The sequence below is a fragment of the Desulfocurvus thunnarius genome, assembly GCF_055390965.1.
Genome location: NZ_AP042411.1, coordinates 435,060 through 448,001, shown reverse-complemented (window position 1 = coordinate 448,001; position 12,942 = coordinate 435,060). Strand labels below are relative to the sequence as shown.

Sequence of the window (12,942 nt, the reverse complement as noted above, 5' to 3'; positions counted from 1 at the left end):
GCTTACTTCTCCCCGTCCATGATGGACACGAGCAGGCGCACGGCCTCCTCGGTCGTGCCGAACCTGATGTGCGGGACGTTGTGTTGTTCCAGCAGCGCCCAGCCCTCGTCCTGGGAGTGCCCGCGCATCTTGACCACCACAGGCAGGCCGGGCTTGTCGGCCTCCAGATAGGCCACCACGCCCCTGGCGATGGTCTCGCAGTTGTTGATGCCGCCGAAGATGTTGATCAGCGCGCCCTTGATGCCCGGGGTGGTCATGGAGATGCGCAGGGCCTCGGCGGTGTGCTCGGCCGAGATGCCCCCGCCGGTGTCCAGGAAGCTGCCCGTGGTGTGGGTGGTGTAGTTGACCATGTCCATGGTGGCCATGGCCAGGCCAGCTCCGCCCGCCAGCACGGCAACGTCGCCCTCCAGGGGCACGTAGTTCACGCCGATTTCCCGGGCGCGCTTTTCCAGCTCTGTGGCCGGGGCCTCGGCCTCGCAGCGGTAGGGCTGGCGGCGCAGGGCGTTGTCGTCGATGACGGCCTTGGCGTCCAGGGCCATCACTTCGCCCTGCCCGGTGACGACCAGGGGGTTGATCTCCAGGGTGGTGCAGTCGCCGTCCAGGAAAGCCCTGGACAGCGCCACGATGACCTGGGCGATCTTCAGCTTGAGGGTCGCGTCGAGTTCCAGGCCCGCGAGCAGGTCCAGAACCTTGTACTGCGGCAGCGGGCTGCGCACGGAGAAGTGCATGCGCAGCACGTCCTGAGGGGCGCTGGCCGCCACCTCCTCGATGTCCATGCCGCCGCGAAGGGAGAACATGAGCAGCGGGGCCCCGGCGATGGAGTCCAGGGTGACGCCCGCGTACAGCTCGGTCTTGATGTCGGTCATCGGGTCGATGAGCAACTCGCGGCAGACCTCGCCCTTGATGGTCATGCCCAGGATGTCGGTGGCGTAACGCAGCACCTCGTCGCTGGTTTTGGCGATCCTGACGCCGCCCGCCTTGCCGCGCCCACCGGCCAGCACCTGAGCCTTGACCACCACGGGCAGGCCGATTTCCCCGGCGGCGGCCACGGCGTCCTGGGCCGTGGTCACAACCTTGCCCGAGGCCACGGGGATGCCTGCCTTTTTGAGGATTTCCTTGCCTTGGTATTCAAAGAGCCTCATTTCGCAGCCCCGCGCGACGCGAAGTCGAAGTTGTAGCCCAGGTCGAAGGCGGCGTAGTTTTTCTTGATGACCTTGGCGGGGAAGGAATCCTCCAGGGCCTGCTTGCACTGCTCGGGGGTCGCCAGGCCGGTGACCTTGGCGATGGCGCCGAACATGACGACGTTGGCGACCACGCGCAGGCCGATTTCGCTCTCGGCCAGCCCGGTGGCCGGGATGCGGTAGACGCTGGCATAGCCTTCGGGCACAGTCTCGACCAGGGTGTCGTCCACCAGCAGCACGCCTTCGGCGGGCAGGTCCTTGACGTAGGTGTCCAGGGCGGGCTGGGACATGGCCACCAGCATGTCCAGGTTCAGCACCTTGATGTAGTCGATGGTGGTGTCGGAGATGACGATTTCGGTCTTGCAGGCGCCTCCGCGGGCTTCGGGCCCGTAGCTCTGGGTCTGCACCACGTCGCTGTCGCCATACTGGCCCACGGCCTTGGCCAGCAGCAGGCCGATGGTGATGACACCCTGGCCGCCGAAGCCCGCGATTCTCAGTTCCTTTCTCATTCTAGCGCTCCTTCACGACCGTGATTGCCAGATCGGGGCAGATGAGTTCGCACATCATGCAGCCCGTACATTTCTCCGCGTCGTGCGCGGGGACGATGTAGCCCTTGGCGTTGCGTTCGGTGCCGCTGGTAAGCGCCTCGAACTTGCAGGAGGCGACGCAGAGTTCGCAGCCTTTGCATTGCTTTCTATCTATTTCGACCATCTCGGTTCCCTTTTGTGCTTTGGTTGTGCCTTGGGGCTAGACTGCGGCCGGAGCCGCCACCGGGGCATAGACGGGGCTGTCCTCGTCGAGGTGAATGATGCCCGTGCGGAACTGCCCGGGCTGCAACTCGGCGTCGGCCTTGGACACGGCGCTTTCCTTGAGGATGTTCATGATGGCGCCGGGCGCGGCCTTGCCATAGATGTTGCGCCCGGCCTGGGTGGGACACTGGCTCATGATTTCCACGAAGGAGAATCCCTTGTGGTTCACGGCCTTTTCCAGGGTCCTGGCGATGCGCACCGGGGCGGCGGTGGTTTCGCGGGCCACGAAGGTGGCTCCGGCGCCGATGGCCAGCTTCACGGCGTCGAAAGGCGCCTCGTTGCTGCCGTAGGGCGAGGTTTTGGTCTTGCTCTTGAGGGGCGTGCCCGGGGAGACCTGGCCGCCGGTCATGCCGTAGATGTAGTTGTTCAGGGTGACCACGGTCAGGTCGATGTTGCGGCGGGCGGCGTGGATCAGGTGGTTGCCGCCGATGGCCAGACAGTCGCCGTCGCCGTTGAAGACCATGACCTTCTTATCCGGCTGGGCGAGCTTGAGGCCCGTGGCCACGGCCACGGCCCGGCCGTGCAGGGTGTGCAGCACGTCGGCCTTGATGAACACGGGCAGCCACGAGGAGCAGCCGATGCCGGAAACGAAGAGGAAGTTCTCCAGGCCGACCTTCTCCAGCATCCGCAGGGTCGCGTTCAGGACGGTGCCGTGGCCGCAACCGGGGCAGAAGATGGTGGGCAGGGCCTCTTTGCGCAGATACTTTTCGCCGAGCGGATTCATGGTCAGCTCCTTTTGATGGCGTCGAGGATTTCGGAGGGAATGTGCATGGCGCCACCAAGCTTGGGCATGGACTCTACATCCTGGCGCACGACACGTTGCACCTCGTTGCAGATCTTGCCCGCGTTGCACTCGGGAACGATGATCCGCGAAGCCTTGGAGGCCACCGCGCGGATCATGGCGTCGGGGAAGGGGAATAGGGTCTTGAGCTTGATGAGCCCGGCCTTGATGCCCGCCTTGCGGGCGTCGAGCACCGAGCGCAGGGCCACGCGCGAGGTGCTGCCGTAGGCGCAGACGATGATTTCGGCGTCGTCGGTGTGGTACAGTTCGTAGTCGGCGATGTCGTCGGCGTTGTCGGTGATCTTGGCCATGACGCGGCGGACCAGGGCGGCGCTGGGCTCGATCAGGTGGCCCACGCGCATGCCGCGCTCGTCGTGGAGTTGGCCGTCGACGCAGATGTTGTAGCCCTGGCCGAAGTCGGCGCGGTAGGGCACGCCGCCCAGGGCCTCGATGCCCTTGAAGGGCAGGTAGGGCTCGCCCGCAGGCGGGGCCACGCGGTTGTAGACCTCCGGAGCGTCGGGGATGACCACGCGCTCGCGGGTGTGGCCGACGACCTCGTCGGTGAGCACGGACACGGGCACCAGGTATTTTTCGGAAAGATTGAAGGCCCGGATGGTCATGTCCAGCGCTTCCTGGGCCGAGGAGGGCACGAGCACGATGGGCTCGTAGTCGCCGTGGCTGCCGTACTTGGCCTGATAGACATCCTGTTGCGAGGTCATGGTCGGCTGACCGGTGGACGGGCCGCCGCGCATGACATCAATGATGACGCAGGGGGTTTCGGTGATGGCGGCGTAGCCGATGCCTTCCTGCATCAGGCTGTAGCCGGGGCCGGAGGTGGCCGTCATGGCCTTGTTGCCGCCCCAGGCCGCGCCGACGACGGCGTTGATGGACGCCAGTTCGTCTTCCATCTGCACGAAGACGCCGCCGACCTTGGGCATCCGTTCGGCCATGACCTCGGCGACCTCGGTGGCCGGGGTGATGGGGTAGCCCGCGAAGAAGGAGCAGCCCGCCAGCAACGCGCCCTCGACACAGGCCTGGTTGCCTTGGATGACCACCGCTTTGGATCCAGTTTTCGCACTCACATCAAACTCCTTGGAAACAGGCAAAGGGGGATGGATACAGCGTTCGTTTCGTTCTTTAAAACGCTATTTCTTATCTGTCAACATGAGTTCTCAAAAATTATGCCGTCCTTCGGCATTCCATTTTTAATGGTCCTGAATCCATGGTGATTGCTGGGGATTTCCGTGTGGGGAGTCGCTGTGGGCCACGTGCCGCAGGCATGGGAGCCGGGCTTGCGGGCGGAGTTCTGGAGGGGCACGGTGGCTTTAGGGTGGTGTTTTTGGGAGAGTGGAGCGCCTATTTTAGAAAGACTGTTTTGATGTATGAAACGACGTTGTTCATAAAAGAAGGACAATGGGCTGGATGGATGCGGCGCGGTGGCTCAGGCTGCGGAGCAGACGGCAGGAGAGAACCGGAGTCGGAGCCGGAGGCGGGCGAGCGCTGGAGAAGGAACCCGGCCGGGCACGGGAGCGGGAAAGTGCGGGCGGCCCAGAAGCAGGCCCGACCCGGGAGAGGGCACGGAGATGGGCCCGGGGGGAGATGCGAAGTAGCCGGAAACAGAGCGAGGCCGAAGCCGGGGGCGGGAAAAAGGTGACGGAACGAACCGGACGGACAGAGCGGGATTTGGGCCGTTGTCCGGAGCGGAAGCCCGGCGCGGCCTGCGGGGGCACTTCCTCGTGGGTCGTGCCTCCGGCGGGTGGCGCTAGAACCAGTATTCCGGATACTGGCGGGTGTGGGGGATGTTGTTCACCAGCAGGGCCACGACCAGGAGCACCAGCGCTCCTGCCAGGGCGGGTACCAGGGCGTAGAGATAGCCGAGGGCATGGATGGAGTCGCCACCGATGACGGCGATGAGGGCCGTGGCTCCCCCGGGCGGGTGCAGGGTGCCGGTGAGATGCATGAGGGCGATGGAGGCGGACACGGCCAGCCCGGCTGCGAGCCAGGGCACCGGCGCCAGATGGGTTGCGCAGGCCACGCCCACCAGGGCGGAAAGCACATGGCCGCCCAGCAGGTTGCGCGGCTGGGACAAGGGAGCGCTGGGCGCGCCGTAGAGCAGCACCGCCGAGGCGCCGAAGGAGCCGATGAGCAGCATGGTGCCGGTCCGGTCCAGCAGCAGGGCGCTCAGGGCGCTGACGGCGGAGATGCCGGCCAAGGACCCCAGGAAGGACCAGAACGTTTCGCGGAAGTTGACGCAGAAGCCGTTGGTGCCGCAGCCGCGCATCTTGTGGAAATAGTGCAAGGGCGCTTCTCCTGTTGGATTTGCGCCACCCTAGGCCTCTCCGGCGCCCCGGGCTTTGACCGGGGTCAAGGACAGATCGTCGGAGCCCTGGCGGGATCCGACGGGGAGGCTAATCTCGCATGCGCGCAATGAGTTTCTGAAGCTCGCGGGCCTGGGTGGAGAGGCGGTCCAGGGCCTGCCGCGACTGGGCCATGCCCTGGGCGATGCGCGCGGAGACGGTGCTGATTTCGTCCACGCTCCTGCCGATCTGTTCGCTGGCTGCGGACTGTTCCTCGCTGGCCGCGGCGATGCCGCGCACCATGTCCGAGCTGGAGTCGGCCAGGGAGAGGATCTCGCCCAGGGCCGCGCCGGAGTCTTCGGCCAGGGTGGTGACGCGGGCCACGGCGTCCACGGCGCTGTCCATGCCCTGCATGTTGCGCTGGGTGCTGGCCTGGATTCCGGCAATGGCGTTGCCGACTTCGCGGGTGGCGGTCATGGTCTTTTCGGCCAGCTTGCGCACCTCGTCGGCGACCACGGCGAAGCCCCGGCCCGCGTCGCCCGCCCGGGCGGCCTCGATGGCGGCATTGAGCGCCAGCAGGTTGGTCTGGTCGGCAATGTCGCTGATGACGGTCATGATGGCGCCGATGGACTCGGCCTGCTGGCCGAGGTCGCCCATATCCTGCTTGAGGCTGCGGGCCAGCGTGGCGACCTCGGCGATGGCGGCGGCGGCCTGGGCCACGATTTCGGCGCCCCGGCCGGCCTTGTCGCGGGATTCCTCCGCGCGGCTGGCGGCCTGTTGGGCGTTGCGCGCCACGTCGAGGATGCTGGCGTTGACCTGGTCCATGGCCGCGGCGGCCTGGCTCGTACGCGAACGTTGCAGCTCGGAGCCATGGTCGGCCTCGCGAACGTGCCCGGAGAGGTCGTCCAGTGAATCCAGGACGTTGCCGGCAATGACCTCGGCCTGGGTCGCGGTGTCCAGCAGGGTCTTGTGGCTTGCGGCCACGGCCTGCTCCTGGGCCTTGAGGCGCGAAACGTCCTGCATGAGGGTGAAGGCGCCCAGGAGGTTGCCGTCGAGGTCGTACAGCGGGGCGACGCTGGACAGTACATGGGCCTGCGTGCCGTCGCGCAAGGCGATTTCGCCTTCCTCGCTGCTGAACTTACGCCGGGCGTTCACGACTTGGCGGATCATGTCGCGGTGGCGCTGGTCGCGGGGGAAGAGAGCGTCCACGGTACTGCCCTGGCCGCCGTCGGGTAGGGCGGAGCAGCCCAGCAACCCGGTCATCCGGGTATTGATGAAGGTGGCCCGGCCGTCCGTATCGCTGACCAGACAGGGAGAATCCAGTGCGCCGAGGATGCCCTGGGCAAAGCCCAGACGCGCCTTGAGCTGGGCGACCATGGCCTGGACATGGGCCGCCAGGGCGCCGAGTTCGCCGCCGAAGCGGCCTTGCACGCGCACGTTCAGGTCGCCGTCGGCCACGGCCTGGGCATAGGCCTGGACCTGGCCCAGAGGCCGGGTGACGCTGCGGCCGATGAGCAGCACCAGCAGCCCGGCCGCGAGCAGGGCCGCGCCGGTGCAGACCAGGGAGACGAGGCGGGTGGTCTTGTAGTCGTCGATACGCACCTGGAGCAGGGTGTCCAGTTCGTCCACCGCGGTGGACCACAGGGCGAAGCTGGCGGCCAGGGCGGCCTCACCCTTGGCGAGAAACGCCGCCGGGGCAAAGCCGGGCGCGTCCTGGTCGGCCAGGGCATCGAGCAGGGCCAGGAAGTCGGAGGTGGCCTGTTCGTAAGCCGCCAGGCGCGGCGGCAGCGCGGCCTGGAGCGAGGGGCTCACGCCGTAGAAGTTCTGGTCCTCGCTCAGCGAAACCTTGGCGCTGGCCAGGACGCGCTGCATGTCCGCCTCGCGCAGCATGGCGGCCATGACCATGAACTGGCGGCGCTGGGCTTCGTTCAGGGGCTCCCCGCGCAGGGTGCCCAGGCCGAAATCGAGGATGCCCGCCAGCCGGGCCTGGGTCTGGGGCAGGGCCAGGAGGGTCATATCCATAATATAATAGCTGTCCAGATCGGGATCGAGGATCAGGTTGGAGGTGTCGCCCACGTGGGCGATGAGGTCGCGCACGTCCTGAAGCAGGGCGGCGTGGGCCTGGGGATCGGGCCGGGACAGGCCGCGCAGGGCGCCCCACTGCGCCTTGAGCCGCGAGACCTTGAGGTGGCTGCGCTGGCGCAGGGCCAGGCCTTCGTCGGTGACCTGGAGGTCGCCGCCGTGGGCCTTGTCCACGGCTTCGAGGTCCTTGAAGGCCTGGTCGGTCCGGCGGATGGCGGCGGACAGTTCGCCGCCCAGCCCGGGTTGTCCGGCGGCCTGGAGCGCCAGCAGCCGCCCGTGGGCGGGCACGGCCTCCAGCAGGTTGGCCAGGGGCCGCTGGTATGCGTCGCCGTAGTGTTCCATGGCCGAGAAACGGATGCTCGCGTTGACTCCGGCAATCATGAAATACAAGAGAACTGCTATAGGTAAAGTAAACGCAAGGCTGCTGATGGTGAGCTTGGTCGTGATGCGCATTTTCGAGATGGACATACCTTCCAGCCTCCTGTTGGCGGCTTCGTTCCCGATTATTTCCACAGTCGCTGTCTGAAAGAACAGGCTGTCATGTTGCGCGCGGCATCGCATCCGACCTCATGTTCATTTTCCATTGGAGTGGACAATATTGTTCTGTCGCCACCTACAATATTGTAGCTTTTTGTCGGCTTTGATTCAATGTAACGCAACAGACAATGAAACGCCATATGTACGCCACTGTCTGGAATTCAACGCAGCACCGAAGCCTTTTTCTGTTGCTGTGACTGAAAAATGTTGTGCCACAGCATATTGTGAACAAGGGCGACGGGGGCGGCGCTGGCAACCCTCCCGGGAATCCTGGCACGTCGGTGTGAAATATTCTTCTTTTGCAGCCTCTTTGCCGTGTGCCGGTCTGAAACTGTTCGCCTTTTGCGCCTGACGGGGCGGCTTGGGGAAAGTGACCTCCGGCAGGCACCCGGGGCTGTCGCTTCCGCGCGGCAGGATGGCCCGTGAAATCGCCGCGCGGCGCGCAGGCTTGTCCCGGCCGCCGGACAGGCGGTTGACCCCTGATCCGGACGGGCGTAGCGTGCGGCCATCAATCCTCAGGGCGGGGTGGAAGTCCCCACCGGCGGTATCCCGGCCATGGCCGGGGAGCCCGCGAGCGCCCGCCCCCTGCGGGGCGGGGTCAGCAGATCCGGTGAAAAGCCGGAGCCGACGGTTACAGTCCGGATGGAAGAGGAGAGGACCTGCCGTCCCGCCACGGGCCTTGCCCCGTGCGCGCCGTGCCGTGCCCGGCCTGCCGGGGCGGCGGCGTCTCTCCTGTGTGGCCCTGGTTTCGCCAACCCCATAAGGAGCGACGCCATGCATCAATCCCTTCTCACCCCCTTCGGCTCCCCCCGGCAACGGGTGGAGAGCGCCCTGGCCGCCCTGCGCGCAGGCCGGGGCGTGCTGGCTGTGGACGACGAGGACCGCGAGAACGAGGGCGACCTGTTCTTCGCGGCCCAAAGCGTCACCCCCGCGCAAATGGCCCTGCTGATCCGCGAGTGCAGCGGCATCGTCTGCCTGTGCCTGACCCCGGAGAAGGTCCGCGCGCTGGACCTGCCGATGATGGTTGCCGAGAACACCAGCGCCTACGGCACGGGGTTCACGGTGTCCATCGAGGCCGCCCGGGGCGTGAGCACGGGGGTTTCCGCCGCGGACCGCGTGGCCACCGTGCGCGCCGCCGTCGCCGAGGACGCCCGCCCGGCGGACCTGCGTCGCCCGGGTCACGTCTTCCCCCTGTGCGCGCGGCCCGGCGGCGTGCTGGAACGGCGCGGGCACACCGAGGCCAACGTGGACCTCATGCGTCTGGCGGGGCTGGCGCCCTGCGGCGTGCTTTGCGAACTGACCAATGCCGACGGCACCATGACCCGCCTGCCGGGTATCGTGGACTTCGCCTTGCGCCATGCCCTGCCCGTGGTCACGGTGCAGGACGTGGTGGACTACCGCCTCGGGCCCGGAGCTCCGGCCTTCGCGCCACCCCGAACGGTCGCCTGCGCCGCCTCCCGGGCCTGATCCGGGAGAGAATGGCGGCCCGGCCTTGCGCCGGGCCGCTTTTTTTCTTCGTTTCCTTCTCCGTGCGCGCCGCAAATTGCGCCACGCCCTCGCTTGGCCCGGCAACGCCCTTTGCGCAACGAACCCGCGCGGCCGCCTTTTTTCGCCAAAGCGCGCAACGAATCGCGCGGAGGCGTTCCGGGACGACCGGGGCGGGGTTTGCCTGTTGCGCGACATGCGGAGAGGCGTTCGTTTTTGGCGACGGCCCCGAGGCGAAGGGGAGGGCGACGGGTCGTTTCCACCCCTGCGGGCGGGCTTGCCCGACGCGCTGTCGCGCAACGGCCCGCTGGCACATCCCTTGCGTTGGTTTTGTCACAAGCCGCGCGCCGCGCCGGGAGCGGCACCGCGGGAGAGGGGGGCATCGTGATTCCGTATCGCAGGGTTTTTCGCCATTTACCGCAACCGGCCCTGGTGCTTGCCCCGGGCGAAAAGCTGGCCGACGCCAACGAGGCCGCCCTGGGCCTGTTCGGCGGGTGCGCAGCAAACCGGCGCGAGCGGCTGGACCGCGTGTCCGCCGCCCTGGGGCCCTGGCTGCACGCCGACGTGGAAGGCTTCTGCCTCTCCAATGAGGAAACCCGGACCTACGAAAAGGAACACCAGGGGTTCAACCAGAGCCCACGCTACTATCGCGTGCGCCTGGCCCGTCTGGAGAGCGATTGCGCCGGGCGGGGCGTCATCGTCATCCTCACGGACATCACCGAGCGCCGCCGCGCCCTGGAGGAGATCGCCCGCCTCGCGGTCATCGTGGATTCGTCCGACGACGCGATCATCAGCATCGGCCTGGACGGGCGCATCCTGTCGGCCAATCGTTCCGCCGGGCGCAACTACGGCTACGAGCCCGACGCCCTGCGCGGCATGTCCGTCTTCGCCCTGGTGCCCGAGGGGCTGGACGGCGAGATGCGCTACATCATCGAGGAAATCGGCGCCGGACGTTCGGTGGCGCGTTATGAAACCCTGCGCCGCCACAGCTCCGGGGCGGTGTTTCCCGTTTCGGTGACCTACTCGCCCATCCTGCGCGACGAACGGGTCTGGGCCATATCGGCCATCTCGCGCGACATCTCCGCGCGCAAGCGTGTGGAAAGCAAGCTGCAACGCACCAACGAGACCCTGAATCATCTGCTGGACGAGACGGTCAAGGCCCTGTCGGCGACCCTGGAAAAACGCGATCTGTACACCTCCGGCCACCAGCAGATGGTGTCGCGGCTGTCCTGCCTGCTGGCCGGGCGCCTGGGCATGGACGGCGCCCAGGTCGAAACGGTGCGCATCGCCGGGTTGTTGCACGACATGGGCAAGGTCTGCGTGCCCATGGCCATCCTGTCCAAGCCCGCCCGCCTGTCGCCCGGCGAGCTGGCCCTCATGCGCCAGCACCCGGAAACGGGGTTCGAGATTTTGCGCAACATCCCCTTTCCCTGGCCCGTGGGCCTGGCCGTGCTGCAACACCATGAGCGCATGGACGGCAGCGGCTATCCCCGCGGGCTGGTCGGGGATGCCATCCTGCCCGAGGCCCGGGTGCTGGCCGTGGCCGACGTGCTGGAGGCCATGTCGTCGCACCGGCCCTACAGGCCCGCCCTGGGGTTGGCCTGCGCCATGGAGGAGATAGGGCACCAGGCGGGCGCCTGTCTGGACGGCGAGGTCTGCCGCGCGGCCCGGGCCCTTGTCGAGGAACGTGTTGTCTCGGAAGTCCGAGGGGAGTTGACGTTATGTCAGTGAAGGGACGGCTTATCCTGGTTCTCATCGTGTCGCTGGTGGGCTTCGGCGTGGTCTTCGCGGTGAACAAGATCGGCGAGGACATGGTTTCCGGAAGCGCGGCCCTGCGCACCCTGGCGGAGGGCGCTTTCGTGGACCTGCTCCAGGCCCGGCGGCACGAGAAGAACTTCCTGATCCGCAGCGACGAGACCTACGCGGCCCGGGTGGGCGAGCACGCGGCCAGTATCCACAAGGCCCTGGAGCGCATCGGCGAACTGGACGCGGACAAGGCCCGGGACTGCGCCACGGCCCGCCGTCTGGCGGACGCCTTCGACGCGACCTTCGCCCGCGCGGCGGACACGGCCCGGGCCATCGGCCTGGACGAGGAGCACGGCGTGCGCCGCGAGTTCATCGCCGCCGGGCGCGCCCTGGAGGCCGAGATCGACACCCTGGGCGACCGCGAGGCCCTGGTGGCCCTGCTGCAACTGCGCCGCCAGGAGAAGAATTTCCAGTTGCGCGGCACGGACAAGTACCTGGAGCGCGCGGCCAAGGCCCGCAAGCAACTGGAAGAACGCCTGAACGCCCTGGGCCTGGAGTCCTCCGCCCTGGCGCGGATCATGGGCGTGCTGCACGGCTACGACGCGGCCTTCGGCGACTACGTGCGCCTGTACAAGGAGGTGCGCGCCATGGATCAGGCCCTGGCCACGGACGGCCGGGCCCTGGAACCCGCCATCACGGCCCTGCGCGATCACTACACCGTCGAGATGGAGCGCGTGGCCAGCATGGCCAACCACGCCATCCTGGCCGCCGAGGGGCTGACCGTGCTCGTGCTCGGGGCGTTCATCCTGCTGACCGCCCGGGGCATCACCCGGCCCCTGGCGGGGTTGACGACCTATTCCCGCGCCGTGGCCTCGGGCGATCTGGACGCCCATCCCGACGGCAACATGCCTCCCGAGTTCGCGGCCCTGTCGGCGGACATCACCACCATGGTCGCCGAACTGCGCACGCGCCTGGACGAGGTCCGCCGCCAGCAGGACGAGACCGCGGCCCAGGCCGAGGCCGCCCACACGGCCATGCGCGAGGCCCAGCGCCAGGAGGAGCGGGTCAAGGCCCTGTGCGGGCGCATGCACGAGTCGGCCCTGCGGGTGGACGCCTTTTCCGGGCGCGTGGGCGACGCCGTGGCCGAATTGTCGGCCATGATCGCCCAGGTGCGCCAGGGGGCCGAGGTCCAGAGCACGCGCATGGCCGAAACGGCCACGGCCATGGAGCAGATGAACGCCGCCGTCGTCGAGGTGGCGCGCAACGCGGGCGACGCCTCGCAGAACGCCCGCGACGCCAAGGACAAGGCCGTGGCCGGGGCGGCCATGGTCGAGCGCGCCGTGGCGGCCATCACCGAGGTGGACGGCCACGCCACGGGCCTGAGCCGGGGCATGGAGAACCTGGGCCGCCAGGTGGAGGAGATCGGCCGGGTCATGGACGTGATCAGCGAGATCGCCGACCAGACGAACCTGCTTGCGCTGAACGCCGCCATCGAGGCCGCCCGGGCGGGCGACGCGGGCCGGGGCTTCGCCGTTGTCGCCGACGAGGTGCGCAAGCTGGCCGAGAAGACCATGAGCGCCACCAAGGAGGTGGACAGCAGCATCCTGGCCATCCGCGAGGCCACGGGGCGCAATATCGAAACCATGCGCGCGGCCCTGGGCGCCGTGGAGCAGAGCGCGCGCCTGGCCACCGAATCCGGCCGCGCTCAGGAGGAGATCGTGCGCCTGGTGGAACTGAACACCCTGCAGGCCGAGGGCATCGCCTCGGCCAGCGAGGAGCAGTCCGCCTCGTCGGAGCAGATCAACCGCGCCGTGGACGAGGTCAACCGCATCGCCGGGGAGTCCATGGCCGGGATGCAGCGCTCCTACGACGCCGTGGCCGCCCTGCACGAGCTGGCCGGGGACCTGAAGCGCATGGTCGGGGCCATGCTGGAGAGCGGCGGCGGGCCCGAGGCCGGATAAATCCACTTCGACCGCGGGAGTCCGCAGGCTCCGGGCCCGCGCAAAGGCGCCGCCGCCCCTTCC

At 67.7% G+C, this 12,942-nt stretch carries 10 protein-coding genes and 1 riboswitch; of the genes, 3 read left to right on the top strand and 7 right to left on the bottom strand.

All coding sequences use genetic code 11. The features are described 5' to 3' along the window. Window positions 1–2: 2 nt before the first annotated feature. The 7 genes from sucC to ACZ5KV_RS01950 form a co-directional block, all read right to left on the bottom strand. Window positions 3–1,142 (bottom strand): ADP-forming succinate--CoA ligase subunit beta, encoded by a 1,140-nt coding sequence (gene sucC, locus ACZ5KV_RS01980; protein ID WP_464240670.1) that lies wholly within the window; start codon window positions 1,140–1,142, stop codon window positions 3–5. Then, window positions 1,139–1,690, bottom strand: coding sequence for a 2-oxoacid:acceptor oxidoreductase family protein (locus ACZ5KV_RS01975; protein WP_464240669.1), 552 nt, complete (start codon window positions 1,688–1,690; stop codon window positions 1,139–1,141). Before ACZ5KV_RS01975 ends, sucC begins: the two co-directional genes overlap by 4 nt. A 1-nt stretch (window position 1,691) precedes the next feature. Further along, window positions 1,692–1,892 carry a 4Fe-4S dicluster domain-containing protein gene (locus ACZ5KV_RS01970; protein WP_464240668.1) on the bottom strand — a complete coding sequence of 67 codons (201 nt, stop codon included), beginning with the start codon at window positions 1,890–1,892 and terminating at the stop codon, window positions 1,692–1,694. A 36-nt stretch (window positions 1,893–1,928) separates the two neighbouring features. After that, complete coding sequence (locus tag ACZ5KV_RS01965) at window positions 1,929–2,714, bottom strand: thiamine pyrophosphate-dependent enzyme (protein WP_464240667.1); 786 nt, start codon at window positions 2,712–2,714, stop codon at window positions 1,929–1,931. 2 nt (window positions 2,715–2,716) lie between these two features. Next, window positions 2,717–3,853 carry a 2-oxoacid:acceptor oxidoreductase subunit alpha gene (locus ACZ5KV_RS01960; RefSeq protein ID WP_464240666.1) on the bottom strand — a complete coding sequence of 379 codons (1,137 nt, stop codon included), beginning with the start codon at window positions 3,851–3,853 and terminating at the stop codon, window positions 2,717–2,719. Window positions 3,854–4,533: 680 nt separating this feature from the next. Then, complete coding sequence (locus ACZ5KV_RS01955; RefSeq protein ID WP_464240665.1) at window positions 4,534–5,070, bottom strand: HPP family protein; 537 nt, start codon at window positions 5,068–5,070, stop codon at window positions 4,534–4,536. A 109-nt stretch (window positions 5,071–5,179) separates the two neighbouring features. Continuing rightward, on the bottom strand, window positions 5,180–7,618 hold the full coding sequence (locus tag ACZ5KV_RS01950; protein ID WP_464240664.1) for a methyl-accepting chemotaxis protein: 2,439 nt from the start codon (window positions 7,616–7,618) through the stop codon (window positions 5,180–5,182). 576 nt (window positions 7,619–8,194) lie between these two features. Then, window positions 8,195–8,345, top strand: a riboswitch (FMN riboswitch). A gap of 116 nt (window positions 8,346–8,461) precedes the next feature. Here ACZ5KV_RS01950 and ribB point away from each other — a divergent pair. The 3 genes from ribB to ACZ5KV_RS01935 all read left to right on the top strand — a co-directional run bounded on the left by ribB (window position 8,462) and on the right by ACZ5KV_RS01935 (window position 12,879). Continuing rightward, entirely contained in the window at window positions 8,462–9,154 is a 693-nt protein-coding gene (gene ribB / locus ACZ5KV_RS01945; RefSeq protein ID WP_464240663.1) for a 3,4-dihydroxy-2-butanone-4-phosphate synthase, read from the top strand. Between the two features lie 402 nt (window positions 9,155–9,556). Next, entirely contained in the window at window positions 9,557–10,903 is a 1,347-nt protein-coding gene (locus ACZ5KV_RS01940; RefSeq protein WP_464240662.1) for an HD domain-containing phosphohydrolase, read from the top strand. After that, window positions 10,894–12,879, top strand: coding sequence for a methyl-accepting chemotaxis protein (locus ACZ5KV_RS01935; protein ID WP_464240661.1), 1,986 nt, complete (start codon window positions 10,894–10,896; stop codon window positions 12,877–12,879). Before ACZ5KV_RS01940 ends, ACZ5KV_RS01935 begins: the two co-directional genes overlap by 10 nt. Window positions 12,880–12,942 lie beyond the last annotated feature (63 nt).

Excerpts from the sequence above, each read along its gene's own strand:
- ACZ5KV_RS01970 (WP_464240668.1), bottom strand. The coding sequence starts at position 1,892 with ATGGTCGAAATAGATAGAAAGCAATGCAAAGGCTGCGAACTCTGCGTC.
- ACZ5KV_RS01965 (WP_464240667.1), bottom strand. The coding sequence starts at position 2,714 with ATGAATCCGCTCGGCGAAAAGTATCTGCGCAAAGAGGCCCTGCCCACC.
- ACZ5KV_RS01935 (WP_464240661.1), top strand. The coding sequence starts at position 10,894 with ATGTCAGTGAAGGGACGGCTTATCCTGGTTCTCATCGTGTCGCTGGTG.
- ribB (WP_464240663.1), top strand. The coding sequence starts at position 8,462 with ATGCATCAATCCCTTCTCACCCCCTTCGGCTCCCCCCGGCAACGGGTG.
- ACZ5KV_RS01950 (WP_464240664.1), bottom strand. The coding sequence starts at position 7,618 with ATGTCCATCTCGAAAATGCGCATCACGACCAAGCTCACCATCAGCAGC.
- sucC (WP_464240670.1), bottom strand. The coding sequence starts at position 1,142 with ATGAGGCTCTTTGAATACCAAGGCAAGGAAATCCTCAAAAAGGCAGGC.
- ACZ5KV_RS01975 (WP_464240669.1), bottom strand. The coding sequence starts at position 1,690 with ATGAGAAAGGAACTGAGAATCGCGGGCTTCGGCGGCCAGGGTGTCATC.